This window comes from Methylopila capsulata, assembly GCF_016907975.1.
In the GTDB taxonomy this organism is placed as follows: Bacteria; Pseudomonadota; Alphaproteobacteria; order Rhizobiales; family Methylopilaceae; genus Methylopila; species Methylopila capsulata.
Map to the genome: position 1 here is coordinate 347,124 of NZ_JAFBCY010000004.1, position 14,975 is coordinate 362,098.

General features: G+C 69.2%; 10 protein-coding genes and 1 pseudogene. 4 read left to right on the forward strand and 7 right to left on the reverse strand.

The genetic code is table 11. The features are described 5' to 3' along the window. Window positions 1-111: 111 nt before the first annotated feature. The 3 genes from JOD31_RS17540 to JOD31_RS17550 form a co-directional block, all read right to left on the reverse strand. On the reverse strand, window positions 112-1,230 hold the full coding sequence (locus JOD31_RS17540) for an ABC transporter permease (protein WP_204951727.1): 1,119 nt from the start codon (window positions 1,228-1,230) through the stop codon (window positions 112-114). Next, on the reverse strand, window positions 1,223-2,143 hold the full coding sequence (locus tag JOD31_RS17545; protein WP_204951728.1) for an ABC transporter permease: 921 nt from the start codon (window positions 2,141-2,143) through the stop codon (window positions 1,223-1,225). Before JOD31_RS17545 ends, JOD31_RS17540 begins: the two co-directional genes overlap by 8 nt. 328 nt (window positions 2,144-2,471) lie before the next feature. After that, window positions 2,472-4,085: a peptide ABC transporter substrate-binding protein gene (locus JOD31_RS17550; protein ID WP_210341568.1), complete on the reverse strand. Its 1,614-nt coding sequence runs from the start codon at window positions 4,083-4,085 to the stop codon at window positions 2,472-2,474. Between the two features lie 155 nt (window positions 4,086-4,240). On the opposite strand from JOD31_RS17550, the gene murI reads away from it, so the two are divergent. From murI to JOD31_RS17565, 3 genes are all read left to right on the forward strand, one after another. Beyond that, window positions 4,241-5,104 (forward strand): glutamate racemase, encoded by an 864-nt coding sequence (gene murI, locus JOD31_RS17555; RefSeq protein ID WP_204951730.1) that lies wholly within the window; start codon window positions 4,241-4,243, stop codon window positions 5,102-5,104. A 116-nt stretch (window positions 5,105-5,220) separates the two neighbouring features. Then, on the forward strand, window positions 5,221-5,757 hold the full coding sequence (locus tag JOD31_RS17560; protein WP_204951731.1) for a GNAT family N-acetyltransferase: 537 nt from the start codon (window positions 5,221-5,223) through the stop codon (window positions 5,755-5,757). Window positions 5,758-5,837: 80 nt separating this feature from the next. Further along, the gene (locus tag JOD31_RS17565) at window positions 5,838-6,287 is read left to right on the forward strand and encodes a DUF4259 domain-containing protein (RefSeq protein WP_204951732.1); all 450 of its coding nucleotides are present in this window, start codon (window positions 5,838-5,840) and stop codon (window positions 6,285-6,287) included. 44 nt (window positions 6,288-6,331) lie between these two features. Here the strand turns inward: JOD31_RS17565 and metH are convergent. From metH to JOD31_RS17590, 4 genes and pseudogenes are all read right to left on the reverse strand, one after another. Then, window positions 6,332-10,213, reverse strand: a pseudogene (gene metH / locus JOD31_RS17570) (methionine synthase). A gap of 12 nt (window positions 10,214-10,225) precedes the next feature. Further along, entirely contained in the window at window positions 10,226-10,477 is a 252-nt protein-coding gene (locus JOD31_RS17580; protein WP_204951735.1) for a hypothetical protein, read from the reverse strand. Window positions 10,478-10,539: 62 nt separating this feature from the next. Beyond that, a complete protein-coding gene (metF, locus tag JOD31_RS17585) occupies window positions 10,540-11,451 on the reverse strand; it encodes a methylenetetrahydrofolate reductase [NAD(P)H] (RefSeq protein WP_204951736.1) in 912 nt (303 codons plus the stop codon). Then, window positions 11,451-12,476, reverse strand: coding sequence for an ArsR/SmtB family transcription factor (locus tag JOD31_RS17590; protein WP_204951737.1), 1,026 nt, complete (start codon window positions 12,474-12,476; stop codon window positions 11,451-11,453). The genes metF and JOD31_RS17590 overlap by 1 nt, the downstream gene beginning before the upstream one ends. Window positions 12,477-12,706: 230 nt before the next feature. Here JOD31_RS17590 and JOD31_RS17595 point away from each other — a divergent pair, with 230 nt between their 5' ends. Beyond that, entirely contained in the window at window positions 12,707-14,950 is a 2,244-nt protein-coding gene (locus JOD31_RS17595; RefSeq protein WP_204951738.1) for a sensor histidine kinase NtrY-like, read from the forward strand. Window positions 14,951-14,975: the final 25 nt, after the last annotated feature.

Genomic DNA, 14,975 nt, shown 5'->3' on the forward strand with positions numbered 1-14,975 from the left:
CATGGGTCGCGCGTCTTCTAGCGCGCCGCTCCGAGGGGCGGCAAGGGGAGGGGCGTTTATCTGAGGAGCGCCGAAGGCGCGTCTCGAAGCACGCACCTCGTTTCAGCGCCTCTACCGCTCCTTCGGATCGAACGCGTCGCGGAGCCGGTCGCCCAGCACGTTGAGGGCGGCGAGCGTCGCGATAAAGAAGGCCGCGGGAAACAGCAGGAGGTGCGGCGCGCCCTGCAGGCTGCCCGCGCCTTGCGCGATCAGCGCGCCCCAGCTCGTCAGCGGCGCCTGCACGCCGAGCCCGAGGAACGACAGGAAGCTTTCGAGCAGGATCACCTTCGGCGCCGTCAGCGTGGCGAAGACGACGACGGTCCCGATCATGTTCGGCAGGATGTGGCGGGTGAGGATCCGCCCTTCCGCCACGCTCAGCGCGCGGGCGGCCTGCACGAACTCGCGGCTCTTCAGCCGCAGCGTCTCGCCGCGGACGATGCGGGCCATGTCGAGCCACTCGATTGCGCCGATCGCCAGAAACAGCAGCGCGACGTTCCGGCCGAAGGCGACCACCAGCAGGATGACGAGGAACACGAAGGGCAGGGCGTAGAGCACGTCCACGGTCCGCATCATCAGGTCGTCGGTTCGACCGCCGATGAAGCCCGCGATCGCGCCCCAGGCGACGCCGATGACGAGGCTCGTCAGGGTGGCGAGCACGCCGACCGCGAGCGAGACCTGGCCGCCGACGAGGATGCGCGCCAGCAGGTCGCGCCCGTTGGCGTCGGTCCCCATCAGGAAACGAACCCGGCTGACCTCGCCGTCGAGCGTCGCCGTTCTGCCGCCATCGCGGGTTTCGGCAAGACGGGCGTTGCGAAACTCGTCGGCGCGATCGACGTAGCGGAGCACCCGCGGATCGATGGGCTGCTCCGACGTCGCCACCGCCCGGAAACGACCGCCCTCGACGGAAAGACTCTTAAGCTCCACCCGGCCGCGCGCGAGCGCGGAGCGCAGCGCGGCCTCGAGCGTCTCCTCCTGTGGATAGGGCTGGAGGCTCGGGGGGACCAGCACGTAGGAGCGGTAGACGCGGTCATGAGGATGCGGCGAGAGCCACGGGCCGACAAAGCAGACGGCGGCGATGGCGAGCAGAAGCCCGAGCGCCGCAAGTCCCACGGGGTCACGCCGCAGCCGCTCGAGCGCGCGCCGGCCGAGGCCGCCGCGGAGAGGAGAAGCCGTCAGCGCCGCGTCAGTCATGGCGGATCCGGGGATCGAGCGCGGCGTAGGCGAGATCGACCAGCACGTTGAAGGCGACGATGAAGACCGCGACCAGCACCACCGTGCCCATGACCAGTGCGTAGTCGCGGTTGAGCGCGCCGAGCACGAAATAGCGGCCGACGCCGGGAATGCCGAAGATCGTCTCGACCACGACCGAGCCTGTGAGCAGCCCCGCCGCCGCCGGCCCGAGGTAGGACACGACCGGGCCGCCGGCCGCGCGTAGGGCCTGGGCCGTCACCCGCCATTCGGGAAGCCCGTAGGCGCGGGCGGTGCGGATGTGGTCCGCCTTCAGCGCCTCGATGGTCGCGGCGCGGGTCAGCCGGGCGAAGGCCGCGATCTGCGGCAGCGCGAGCGCGACCACAGGCAGGATCTTGTAGGCGAGCGCGCCCTCGCCCCAACCGGCGGCCGGCAGCCAGCCCAGCCAGACGGCGAACACCAGCGACAGCAGCGGCGCGATGACGAAGCTCGGCACGGTGACGCCGAGGCCCGCGAGCGTGGTGACGACCGCGTCGAGCGCCGATCCTCGCCGTTTCGCCGCCAGCGCGCCCAGCGAGACGCCGACGGCGAGCGACAGCAGCAGCGCAGCGCCGCCGATCTGGAGCGAATAGGGCAGGGCGCGGGCGAACAGCTCCGTCACGGTGAAGTCGCGGTAGCTGTAGCTCGGGCCCAGATCGCCCCGGAGCAGCTGCGCAAGGTAGTCGCGGTACTGCACGATCAGCGGTTGGTCGAGCCGGTACGCGCGCTTGAGGTTTTCGAGCACCGCGGGCGCCAGCGCCTGATCGGCGTTGAACGGCCCGCCGGGCGTGAAGCGCATCAGGACGAAGGAGAGCGTGACCACCGCGAACAGCGTCGGGATGGCCCAGAGCAGACGGCGGACAAGGAAGGCGGTCATGGAACGCTCACTTCCGAAGAAGCGAGGCCTGCCCCCCTCCCCCTTGCGGGGAGGGGCCGGGGGTGGGGGTGGTTCAGGATGGAGCGCGGCGTCAGAAGGCCGCCCCGCCCGCGGGTACTTTGCGGCGCCACCCCCCCCCCCAAACCCACCCCCCCCCCGGGGGGGGGGGCCCCCCCCCCCCCCCCCCCCCGGCGGGGGGGCGGGGGGGGGAGTCCCCGCGCCCCAAACCCCCCCCGCAAACGACCGAGGCGCCATCCCCTCGCGCCGTAGGGGTGATGGGTTCCGGCATTTCGCTTCTCGTCAGCCGGGACGACGGCGGCGCGCGCCCTCATGGCTCCAGCCTCAGGTAGCGCGTGGGATGGATGTCCATGACGTTGTCCTCCCACCCCTTCAGCCGGTGGGAGACCAGCGCCTTGGAGGCGTAGAACAGGATCGGGATCATCGGCTGCTCGTCGACCAGGATCGCCTCCGCCTTCCCAAGCGTGGCGAGGCGCGCGGCGGGGTCGGCGATGTCGTCGGACGCCTTCACCAGCGCGTCGTAAGGAGGGCTCTTCCAGCCGGGATAGTTGAAGCCGACGTTGTCGCTGAGCCCCAGGAACAGGAAGTTCTGCGGGTCGCGGTAGTCGGCGATCCAGGCGGCGCGGGCGACGTCGAAGTCGCCCCCGTTCTGCAGATGCGCGAAATGGGTCTTGCCGTCCGAGTTGATCAAGCGGGTCGAGACGCCGATCGCCTTCCACATGTCGGCGATCGCCGTCGCGGTGTTCTGGTGGTTCTCGCTGGAGTTGTAGCGGATCTCGACCTCGAGGCGTTTCGCTCCCGGGCCGTAGCCGGCCTGCTTGAGAAGGGCGCTCGCGGCGTCCTCCCGCTCGAGCTGCGACATCGCCCGCCACGACGCCTCGACCGGGGCGTAGCCGTCGAACCCAGGAGGAACCCAGCCGTAGGCGGGCAGCATCGTTCCGGCCCAGACCTTGTCGGCGATGAACTCCCGGTCGAGCGCCATGGAGAGCGCGCGGCGGATGCGTGGGTCTGAGAACGGGGCCTTCCGCACGTTCACGGCGTAGTAGTAGACGCCGACGTAAGGCGCGATCCGGAGCTGGTCGCCGAGCGTGCGGCGGATGAAAGCGATCTGTTCCGCCGGCACGTCGTCGTAGGACTGGATCTCGCCGGTCTGGAAGCGGCGGAGCGCCGCGCCGCGGTCCTCCAGCGGCACGTAGTTCACCACGTCGATCGCGACCTCGGAGGCCGCGTGGAAGAACGGGTTCTTCTCCAGCCGGATGTGGTCGTTGGGCAGGTTCTCGGCCAGCCGGTAGGCGCCGTTCGTCACCATGCGCCCGGGCTTCAGCCAGTCGCGGCCGAAGCGCTCCACGCTCGCGCGGTGCACGGGATAGGTCGTCTGGTGGGTCAGCAGCTCCAGGAAGTAGGGCGTCGGCCGCTCCAGCCGGATCTCCAGCGTGCGCGCGTCCCGCGCCACGACGCCCAGCGCCTCCCTCGGCGCTTCGCCCTTGTTGACCTTCTCGGCGTTCAGGATCGGGTAGAGCAGGTTGGCGTACTTCGCCGCGAAGGACGGGTCGAGGATCCGGCGGAGCGAGAACGCGAAATCCTCCGCCGTCACCGGATCGCCGTTCGACCAGCGCGCGTCGGGCCGGAGCGTGAAGACCCAGGTTCGGCCGTCGTCGGAGACCTCCCAGCGTTCCGCCACGCCCGGCACGACGTCGGCGCGGCCGTCGTGGGCGGTGAGGCCCTCGAACAGCTCGCGCATCAGGTTCGCCTCCTGCACGGTGGAGACGAGGTGCGGGTCGAGCGTCTCCGGCTCGCCGGAGTTGCCGCGGTCGTAGACGACCTCGGCCGAGGCCGCCGTCGCGAACAGCAGCGCAAGGCAGGCGAGCGCGAGGCGGCGGAGAGAGGTCACGAAGGGTCCTGATCGGCGAAGCGGCGGCGTCATGCTAGGGGGTGCCGTCTCTGCGCCGCAAGCGCCGCGCGGCCACTGTCGCCGCGTTGCAACGCTCGGCGAACCTTTGCCGCTCGCCACGTTTCGGTAACCATCCCGGCGTTCAATGGGCGTCGTAGAGTGCGGTTGCGAAGGGCGTGGCGGAAGGCATGGGCGTGGATCTGTTCGCGGGGCTCACCAATGCGGCGCTTCCGCCGCTCGACCGGACGCCTCGCATTCTCGTGTTCGATTCAGGCCTCGGCGGCCTGACGGTGCTTGCCGAGCTGGTCGCGACGTTTCCCTACGCGGCCTATGTCTACGCCGCCGACGACGCCGCCTTCCCCTACGGCGCGCTCTCGCCCGAACGCCTTGTCGCCCGGATCGTGACGGTAATGGAGCGGCTGATCGACCGGGAGGCTCCCGACCTCGTGGTCATCGCCTGCAACACCGCCTCCACGCTCGCTCTGCCGGCGCTGCGCGCCCGCTTCGCGCTGCCGTTCGTGGGCACGGTGCCTGCGGTGAAGCCCGCCGTGGCCGCGACGCGCTCGGGTCTCGTCACCGTGCTGGCGACTCCCGGAGCCGCCCGAAGCGAGCACACGCACGCCATGATCGACGCCTTTGCGGGATCGGTGAAGGTCACGCTCGTGGGCGCCCCGAACCTCGCCGCCTTTGCGGAGGCCGAGCTTCGCGGCGCGCCGATCGACGATGGCGCGCTCGCCGCCGAGATCGCGCCCTGTTTCGTGGAGGAGGACGGCCGCCGCACCGACGCGGTCGCCCTCGCCTGCACGCACTTTCCGCTGCTCACCCGGCGCTTCCGCGGGCTCAGCCCCTGGGACGTCGCCTGGATCGACCCGGCGCCGGCGGTCGCCCGCCGCGTCGCCGCATTGCTCAGCGCCTCGCCCATGCCGGCGGGGCCGCCCGCCGAGCGCCGCGCGCTCTTCACCTCGAACCGGACGGCGCCGTCGCCCCTGGTCTGCGCGCTCGCCGCGCGTGGGCTTACGACGATCGAAGCCGGCGTTTCTCCACTCGACTGAAGACGATCTTGTCCATCCCGTCTTCAGGATGCCACGATCGTCTTATGTCATTTGACATCTGATCTGCGGACCCAACCGCGGACGGCCGCGACAGGCGGAAAACAGGACGCGCCGCGATGCTCAGCGCTCGCTATCCGACGATCCTCGAGATCGAGGGCATTCTCGCCGACGTGCCGCACGACGGCTACGTCGACGCGGTCACCGCGGCCTTCGCCGATCCCGCGGTCATGGTCACGCTCGGCGGGGTGCGCCCGCCCGAGGCCGCGCGCAGCTTCATCACCCGCGCCCGCGCCCACTGGCGCGACGCCGGCTTCGGCCTGTGGTTCCTCCGCGACATGCGGGACGGGTCCTTCGCCGGTTGGGCCGGCATCCGCCGCTGCGAGGCCGACGGGGAGAAGACGGTCGAGCTCGCCTACGCGCTGATGCCGAAGCTGCGCTGCAAGGGCCACGCGACCCGCATCGGCGCCGCGGCGCTTCAGCTCGGCTTCGAGAACCTGGGGCTGCCCGAGATCGTCGCCTTCACGACCGAGGCGAACACGCACTCTCTCGCGGTGATCGAACGCCTCGCCTTCGCCTACGACAAGCCGTTCCAGCACGCCGGCCTGCCGCACGTGCTTTACCGGCGAACGGCGGCGCTGCACGCGGCGGCGTGAGGGGCGGCGTGTCATCCCGGACGGCCTAAGGCCGATCCGGGACCGTTCTCTGGGCAGCATTCGTTTTAAGCCCTGCGCCCATGTTCGTTAATGCTGCAGCCGACTCATCACTGGTCGTATTAGAGAGCATGGTGAGCGGAGCGAGCGGACTGATGGGGACGTGGGATCTGGGCCATCTGGCGAACGACGAGGCCGCGGAGTTGCAAGCTGAGTTCGAGGCGGACCGCGATGCTCGTATTTTCCTCGCGGCATTTGCAGCGGCCACTCTGCCCACAGAGGTTTACCTCGAGCGCCCTGAGGCGCAACGAGCAGTAGCTGCGGCTCATCTTCTGGCCGAATCGCATCGGCTTGGCGCAGGGATACGAGGTCCTGCTGGCGAAGACCTTTGCCGCCCTGCGATCCATGCTCTGAGGCGTATTCGGCAGGATCAGTCGGAGCTGCAGGAACTTTGGGATGAATCGCCGTCGGACGGACCCCAATGGCGCGCAGGCATGGATCGCCTGATCCACGATCTGCAGCATCAAAACTAGGATCTCATTTCACTCGCGCCCGCCATCCGCGGACGCTCCCGTCCTCACTCCGCGGCGATCTTCGCGATGCGGTTGGGGTCGTAGTTCAGCACCGGCGCGAGCCAGCGCTCCATGTCGGCAAGGGCGTAGCCCTTGCGGGCGGCGTAGTCGATCACCTGGTCGCGGTCGATCTTGCCGAGGCCGAAGTAGCGGCTGTCGGGGTGGCTGAAGTAGAGCCCCGACACCGCCGAGCCCGGCCACATCGCGTAGCTCTCGGTCAGGGTGAGCCCGATCGCCTTCGGGGCGTCCAGCAGGTCGAACAGAGCGCCCTTCTCGGTGTGGTCGGGCTGCGCGGGATAGCCCGGCGCGGGGCGGATGCCGTCGTACTTCTCGGCGATCATGTCGTCGTTCGACAGCGCCTCGTCCGGCGCGTAGCCCCAATGCTCACGGCGCACCTCGGCGTGCATGTACTCGGCGGCGGCCTCCGCGAGACGGTCGGCCAGCGCCTTGGCGAGGATGCCGTTGTAGTCGTCGTTGGCGCGGGCGAAGCGCTGGGCGATCGCCTCTTCGCCGATGCCGGCCGTCACCGCGAAGCCGCCGACATAGTCCGCGACGCCGCTCGCCTCGTCCGCCACGAAATCGGAGAGCGCGAGGTTCGGCTTGTCCTTCGAGCGCGCCATCTGCTGGCGGAGCGTGTGAAGGACCGTGAGCTCCTCCGTGCGGGTCTCGTCCTTGAACAGGACGACGTCGTCGCCGCGGGCCGCGGCCGGCCAGAAGCCGATCACCGCGCGGGCCTCCAGCCACTTCTCCTCGGCCATCTGGCGCAGCATGGCGGTGGCGTCCTCGAAGAGGTTCCTCGCGGCCTCGCCGTACTTCTCGCTCGTCAGGATCTCGGGATACCGGCCGTGCAGCTCCCAGGTCGAAAAGAACGGCGTCCAGTCGACGTAGGGGATCAGCGTCTCGAGCGGGATCTCGTGGAACACCTTCGTTCCGAGGAACGAGGGCTTCCGCTGCACCTTGGAAAGATCGAGCACGTGGCGGTTGGCTCGGGCGGCGGCGATTGGCGCGCGCACCTTGTCCTCCTGCGCCCGGGCGTGCTGCTCGGCGAGGCGGAGGTAGTCGGCCTGAACGCCGGCGACGTAGCCTGCCTTGTTGTCCGGCGACAGCAGCTGCGAGACGACGCCGACGGCGCGGCTGGCGTCGAGCACGTGCACGGCCTGGCCGCGGTCGTAGGCGGGGTGGATCTTGACGGCGGTGTGGATGCGCGAGGTGGTCGCGCCGCCGATCAGCAGCGGCACGTCGAAACCTTCGCGCTCCAACTCGGAGGCGACCGTCACCATCTCGTCGAGCGAGGGCGTGATGAGGCCGGAGAGGCCGATGACGTCGACCTCATGCTCGCGGGCGGCCGCGATGATTTTCTGCACCGGCACCATCACCCCGAGGTCGATCACCTCGTAGTTGTTGCACTGCAGGACCACGCCGACGATGTTCTTGCCGATGTCGTGGACGTCGCCCTTCACGGTCGCCATCAGGATCTTGCCGGCGGCCTGACGCTGGGTCGCGCCGGAGAGCCGTTTCTCCTCCTCCATGTAAGGCATGAGGTAGGCGACGGCCTGCTTCATCACGCGGGCGGATTTCACCACCTGCGGCAGGAACATCTTGCCCGCGCCGAACAGGTCGCCGACCACGTTCATGCCGGCCATCAGCGGGCCTTCGATGACGTGCAGCGGACGCTCGGCTTGCGCGCGCGCCTCCTCGGTGTCCGCCTCGATGAACTCCGTGACGCCATGGACCAGCGCGTGCTCCAGCCGCTTCGCCACCGGCTGGTCGCGCCATTTGGTGTCGACGACGCGGGCTTCCTGCTTGCCGCCCTTGAACCTGTCGGCCACGGCGAGCAGCCGGTCGGTCGAGTCCGCCCGGCGGTTCAGAACCACGTCCTCGGCGAGCTCGCGCAGCTCCGGGTCGATGTCGTCATAGACGGGCAGGGCGCCCGCGTTGACGATGCCCATGTCCATGCCGGCCGCGATCGCGTGGTACAGGAACACGGAGTGCATCGCCGCGCGCACGGGCTCGTTGCCGCGGAAGGCGAAGCTCAGGTTCGAAACGCCGCCCGACACATGCGCGTGGGGCAGGTTCTCGCGGATCCACTTCGTGGCTTCGATGAAATCGACGCCGTAGTTCGAATGCTCCTCGATGCCGGTCGCGACTGCGAACACGTTCGGGTCGAACACGATGTCCTGAGGCGGAAAACCGACCTGCTCGGTCAGGATCTTGTAGGCGCGGGCGCAGATCTCGGTCTTGCGGGCGAAGGTGTCGGCCTGGCCCTGCTCGTCGAACGCCATCACGACCACGGCCGCGCCGTAGGCGCGCACCTTGCGGGCGTAATGGATGAAGCTCTCCTCGCCTTCCTTCAGCGAGATCGAGTTCACGATCGGCTTGCCCTGGACGCACTTCAGGCCCGCCTCGATCACCGACCACTTCGACGAGTCGATCATGACCGGCACGCGGGCGATGTCGGGCTCGGCGGCGATCAGGTTGAGGAACTCGACCATCGCCTTCTCCGAGTCGAGAAGGCCCTCGTCCATGTTGACGTCGAGGATCTGCGCGCCGCTCTCCACCTGCTCGCGCGCGACGTCGAGGGCCGCGGCGTAGTCGCCGGCCGTGATCAGCTTCCGGAATTTCGCGGAGCCGGTGACGTTGGTGCGCTCGCCGACGTTGACGAAGCGGGAGGCGGCGGAGGTCATAGGGCGTCCGTCTTCATAAGAGTTCGTGGAGAGCCGAGTGCGTGCTTCGAGACGGCCCTCCGGGCCTCCTCAGCATGAGGTGGCCGGAGAGTGAAAAAGTAGGTCCTCACGCTAAGGAGCTTGCAGGACCTACATGTGTGATGACGATCACGCCACCAGCTCGAACGGCTCCAGCCCCGAAAGCCGCATCTTGGGCGCGACCTCCGGGATCGTCCGCGGCGCCTTGCCCTTCACGGCCTCGGCGATCGCCGCGATGTGGGCGGGCGTGGTGCCGCAGCAGCCGCCGACGATGTTGACGAGACCGGAGCTTGCGAATTCGCCGACCAGGACGGCCATCGCCTCCGGGCTCTCGTCGTAGAGCCCGAATTCGTTGGGAAGGCCGGCGTTGGGGTAGGCGCAGATCAACGTGTCCGCGACGCGCGAGAGCTCCGCCACATGGGCGCGCATCTCCTTGGCGCCGAGCGCGCAGTTCAGTCCGACCGACAGCGGCTGCGCGTGCGACAGCGCGTTCCAGAACGCGGCCGGCGTCTGGCCGGAGAGCGTGCGGCCGGAAAGGTCGGTGATCGTGCCGGAGATCATCACCGGCAGGCGGCGTCCGAGCTCGGCGAAGATCTCCTCCAGCGCGAACACCGCGGCCTTGGCGTTCAGCGTGTCGAAGATGGTCTCGATCAGCAGCGCGTCGGCGCCGCCCTCGATCAGGCCGCGCGCGGCCTCGCCGTAGGCGGTCGCCAGCTCGTCGAAGGTCACGGCGCGGAAGCCGGGGTTGTTCACGTCCGGCGAGATCGAGGCGGTGCGGTTGGTGGGGCCGATGGCGCCGGCGACGAAGCGCGGACGACCGTCCTCCTTCGCCGCGATGTCGCCCGCCTGGCGCGCGAGCCGGGCGCCCTCGACGTTCAGCTCGTAGGCGAGCGCCTCCATGCCGTAGTCGGCCTGGGCGATCGTGGTCGAGGAGAAGGTGTTGGTCTCGACGATGTCGGCGCCCGCCCGGAAGTACTCCAGATGGATCTCGCGGATGGCGTCCGGCTGGGTCAGGATCAGCAGGTCGTTGTTGCCCTTGAGGTCGCGGCCCCAGTCCTTGAAGCGCTCGGCGCGGAAGTCGGCCTCCGAGAACTTGCGCTGCTGGATCATGGTGCCCATCGCGCCGTCGAGCACGAGGATGCGCTCGGAGGCGAGCTTCCGCAGCGTGGTTTCGACGTCGCTCATGATCTCAACTCCTTACTTCACCGATTCCAGCGCCTCGAGACGTTTCTCGATCGCCTCCCGTCGATCGTCGACGCCGTTCACGACGTAACGGCCGAGGATCGTCTCGCTCTTCAGCGCTTCCCGAATGGCTTCGAGCTTCTTGTCTTGCGCCGCGAACTGTCCGTCGACTTCGTCGAAACGGGCGCCGATCGCGTCGAAGCGCGCATTCATGTCGTGCCGCAGTTCCCGCAGCAGGGTCAGAACGAGGTTGTCAGGCTCGGCCATGGCGTCAGCTCCGTGGATATCTCGTCCTTAAGATGGGCGCGTTTCCTCAGAAATGCACCGTCTCAGGCCGCGGCGGCCTTCGCTGCGGCGCCGGTCGGCCGCAGGCCGAGCAGGTGGCACACGGCATAGACCAGGTCGGCCTTGTTCATCGTGTAGAAATGGAAGTCCTTCACGCCGTGGTCGACCAGGTCGAGCACCTGCTCGGCGGCGACGGCGGCGGCGATCAATTGCCGGGTCTGCGGATCGTTGTCGAGGCCGTCGAAGCGGGCGGCGAACCAGTCCGGCACGGTCGCGCCGGCGCGGGCCGCGAAGCTCGCGGTCTGCTTGAAGTTCGACACCGGCACGATGCCCGGGACGATCGGGATGTGGATCCCGCGCGCCCGCGCCTGGTCGACGTAGCGAAGGTAGTGGTCGTTGTCGAAGAAGAACTGGGTGATCGCCCGGTTCGCGCCAGCATCCACCTTGGCCTTCAGCACGTCGAAGTCGGCCTCGAGGCTCGGGCTCTCTGGATGCTTCTCGGGGTAGGCCGAGACCGACAGCTCGATCTCCGGCGCGCGTCGGCGAATGCCGGCGACGAGCTCGGCCGTCGAGGCGTAGCCGCCGGGGTGCGGCTCGAACGTGCCGCCGACGCCGTTCGCCGGGTCGCCGCGCAGCGCCACGATGTGGCGGACGCCGGCCTCGCGGTAGGCGTCCACGACGGCGTCGACCTCGGCCTTGGTGGCGGAAACGCAGGTGAGGTGCGCCGCCGGCGGCACAACGGTGTCCGTCACCATCCGCGCGACGGTAGCGTGCGTGCGCTCGCGGGTGGAGCCGCCGGCGCCGTAGGTCACGGACATGAAGGTGGGGTCAAGCGGCGCGAGGCGCTCGACCGAGCGCCACAGGGTCGCCTCCATCTCCGGCGTCTTCGGCGGGAAGAACTCGAACGACACCCGGATCGGGCGGCGCGCGGCGCGGGAGAGACGGTGGTTGGGCATCAGGCGACCTCGAGGTTCGAGGAAGAGGGGAGCGCGTCCGACACGATCCGCGGATCGCGGGCGAGCCAGAGCGAAACGGTGAGCTTGTCGCCGTCGCCGTCGGGCGGCGGCAGATTGGAGTGAGCGACGAGGTCGAGGCCGCAGGCCGCCAGCCAGCCAGCTATCGCTTCGCTTGAGAAGCCGAGACGGCGGTGGGCGTGGCGCTCCCGCAGTTCCTCGATGCCGTGGGGCGCGAAGTCGACGATGAGCAGACGCCCGCCCGGCCGCAGGGCGCGCGCGGCCTCCCGCACGGCGCGGGCCGGATCGTCGAGGAAGTGCAGCACCTGATGCACCACGACGAGGTCGAAAGCGCTCGTCTCGACCGGCGGGGCGAAAATGTCGCCCTGGCGGATCTGCGCGTTGGTGACGCCGGCGCGGGCCAGATTGGCGCGGGCGAGGGCGAGCATGTCGCGGTTGGCGTCCACGCCGATCGCGCGACCGACGCGCGGGCTGAGAAGCTCGAGCATGCGGCCGGTGCCGGTGCCGAGGTCCAGCGCGGTCTCGATCCGCACGTCGCCGACGGCGGCAAGGATCGCGCGCTCGACGGCGGCTTCCGAGACGTGAAGCCCGCGCACGCCGTCCCAGCGCTCGGCGTTGGCGCTGAAATAGCGCGCCGCCGCCTGCTGATGCGCGGCGCGGACCTCCGTCAGGCGTTCGCGGTCGCGGCGCAGAGCGGGGTCCGCGGGGTCGAGCCGGGACAGCGCGGCGCGGAGCGCGGCGTCGTGGCCCGCGCCGTCGGACAGTCGGAAAAACGCCCAAGCCCCTTCGCGATGCCGTTCGACCAGCCCCGCTTCGACCAGCAGCTTCAAGTGACGGGAAATCCGGGGCTGGCTCTGGCCGAGGATGTCGGTCATGTCCGACACCGTCAGTTCGCCCTCCGCCAGAAGCGCGAGCAACCGCAGACGCGTCGGTTCCGCGGCGGCTTTCAGAGCCGAGAGAGCGACGTCGAGGCCGAGCCGAAGCGCCGGATGGGGTGAGCTAGACATAAAGATGTCTTTATATATTTATCATGCCGCACGCAAACGAAGTTTCGAGGCATGGCGCGCCCGAGAGATGACGCGATCGTTGATATCCGGTTCCTCGCGCCCAGAAGTTGTCGCATTTGAACAACACTGTGCCCATGATGCATCATCGATCGACGGCGACTCGGGTTCGGGGGGAGCGACGTCGGGTGCAGCGCCACGGGGCGCGAACGTCGCCCCTGTTTTGAGGTTTCATGCCAAGCGACGCGTCCGCCGCGCCTGAGCTCTCCGTTGCTGCGCCCGAAAGGCGGGGCCCGGGCCTGCTCGGGCCGGTCTGCGTCGCCGCGGCGCTGATCTCGGCGCTCGTCACCTTCGTGGTGCTGACGGGGCGGTTCGACATCGAGCCGACCGAGCGCGCCTCGCAGATCGCGGTCTACGTCAACGCGGCCTTCGCGGGACTGTTGATCCTGATCATCCTGTGGGAGGGCCGGGCGTTTCTCATCGCGCGCCGGCGCGGGCAGGCCGGCTCCCAGATCCACGGGCGCCTCGTCGGGCTGTTCTCGCTGCTCGCGGTCACGCCCGCGGCCCTGCTCGCGATCTTCGCGGTGGTGACGATCGACCGGGGCTTCGACAGCTGGTTTTCCACCCGCGTCCGCGAGATCGTCGACAACTCCCTCGTGGTGGCGCGCGCCTACCTCAACGAGCACGCCCGCTCGATCCGCGGCGAAATTCTCGCCATGGCGAGCGACGTGAACCGCGCCCGTCCGCTGTTCGACAACGATCGCCAGCGCTTCGCGGAGTTCTTCACCGCCCAGGCGCAGATCCGCGGCCTGCCGGTCGCGCAGCTCCTGAAACCGGACATGACGGTTGTGGAGCGGGCGAACATCCAGATCGGCCGTGAGTTTCCGCGTCCCCCGCTGGTCGACGTCCAGAGCGCGCCGACCGACGAGCCGACGCTGCTCGCGCCGGGCAAGCAGAACGCGATCGGCGCGGTTCTCAAGCTCGCGAACTACGACGACCTGGTGCTGTTCGTGGCCCGCCCGGTGGATCCGCGCGCGAACAGCTACATGCGGCTGGTGGAGCAGGGGTCGGAGGAATACTCCTCGCTCACCCTCCGACGACCGCGGATCCAGGCGACCTTCGCGCTGCTCTATCTTGTGGTGGCGCTGTCGCTGCTGCTGGCGGCGATCTGGCTCGGCCTCGCCTTCGCGAACCGGCTGGTCTCGCCGATCCGCCGGCTGATCACCGCCGCCGATCAGGTCAGCCAGGGCAACCTCTACGTCCAGGTCCCGATCACCCGGAAGCAGGGCGACCTCGGCGGCCTCGCCGAGACCTTCAACAAGATGACGTCGGAGCTGCGCAGCCAGCGCAACGAGCTGCTGGAGGCCTCGGACCAGATCGACAGCCGCCGCCGCTTCACCGAGGCGATGCTCGCGGGCGTCAGCGCGGGCGTCATCGGCATCGACCCCGCCGGCCGCGTGACGCTGATCAACCGGACGGCGGAGAAGCTGCTCGGAGCGCAGGAGACCGAGCTGCTTGGCCTGTCGCTGAAGGAGGCCGCGCCCGAGCTCAGCCCGCTGGTCGAGGCCGCGCTCGGCCGGGCGCAACGGCTGGTGCAGGGACAGGTCACGCTGCTGCGCGCGGGCCGCGAGCGCACCGTGAACGTCCGTTTCACGACCGAGACCTCGACGGCGCAGGAGCACGGCTACGTCGTGACCCTGGACGACATCACGGAGCTGGTGGCCGCGCAGCGCACCTCGGCCTGGGCCGACGTCGCGCGCCGCATCGCGCACGAGATCAAGAACCCGCTGACGCCGATCCAGCTCTCCGCGGAGCGCATCCGCCGCAAGTACGGCAAGGTCATCGTCGAGGAGCGCGAGATCTTCGACCAGTGCACCGACACGATCATCCGCCAGGTCGACGACATCAAGCGGATGGTCGACGAGTTCTCCTCCTTCGCGCGCATGCCCAAGCCGAAGATGGAGGAGGACGATCTCGCCAAGATTGTGAAGCAGGGCGTCTTCATGATGCGCGTCGGCTATCCCGACATCCGCATCGAGCTCGACGGCGCCGACGTTCCGGCCCCCGCCATGTTCGACCGGCGGCTGATTTCGCAGGCCGTCACCAACATCGTGAAGAACGCGACCGAGGCGGTGCAGGCGGTTCCGGAGAACGCCGGCGGCGCCGGCCGGATCAACGTGTCCGTGCGGCGGGAGGGCGAACTGGCGATCATCGACGTGATCGACAACGGCGCCGGATTGCCGACCGAAAACAGACAGCGCCTGCTCGAGCCCTATATGACGACGCGAGAGAAAGGCACCGGCCTCGGTCTCGCGATCGTCGGCAAGATCATGGAGGAACATGGCGGCGGCGTGGAGTTGCTCGATGCGCCCGACGTCGCCTCCGGCGGGCGCGGAGCCCTCGTGCGGCTCTGGTTCCAGGCTCGCGCGCCGGCCTCGTCCTCGACCGTCCCATCCCGCGCGGCTCCGGTGGCCTGATATGGCCGATCGTTCCGCCGCCTGA

Bases quoted from the DNA above. Each gene is read 5' to 3' on its own strand.
- murI (WP_204951730.1), top strand. From the start codon at position 4,241: ATGGGCGTGGATCTGTTCGCGGGGCTCACCAATGCGGCGCTTCCGCCG.
- JOD31_RS17540 (WP_204951727.1), bottom strand. From the start codon at position 1,230: ATGACTGACGCGGCGCTGACGGCTTCTCCTCTCCGCGGCGGCCTCGGC.
- JOD31_RS17550 (WP_210341568.1), bottom strand. From the start codon at position 4,085: ATGACGCCGCCGCTTCGCCGATCAGGACCCTTCGTGACCTCTCTCCGC.
- metF (WP_204951736.1), bottom strand. From the start codon at position 11,451: ATGCCCAACCACCGTCTCTCCCGCGCCGCGCGCCGCCCGATCCGGGTG.
- JOD31_RS17590 (WP_204951737.1), bottom strand. From the start codon at position 12,476: ATGTCTAGCTCACCCCATCCGGCGCTTCGGCTCGGCCTCGACGTCGCT.
- JOD31_RS17545 (WP_204951728.1), bottom strand. From the start codon at position 2,143: ATGACCGCCTTCCTTGTCCGCCGTCTGCTCTGGGCCATCCCGACGCTG.
- JOD31_RS17565 (WP_204951732.1), top strand. From the start codon at position 5,838: ATGTTCGTTAATGCTGCAGCCGACTCATCACTGGTCGTATTAGAGAGC.
- JOD31_RS17595 (WP_204951738.1), top strand. From the start codon at position 12,707: ATGCCAAGCGACGCGTCCGCCGCGCCTGAGCTCTCCGTTGCTGCGCCC.
- JOD31_RS17580 (WP_204951735.1), bottom strand. From the start codon at position 10,477: ATGGCCGAGCCTGACAACCTCGTTCTGACCCTGCTGCGGGAACTGCGG.
- JOD31_RS17560 (WP_204951731.1), top strand. From the start codon at position 5,221: ATGCTCAGCGCTCGCTATCCGACGATCCTCGAGATCGAGGGCATTCTC.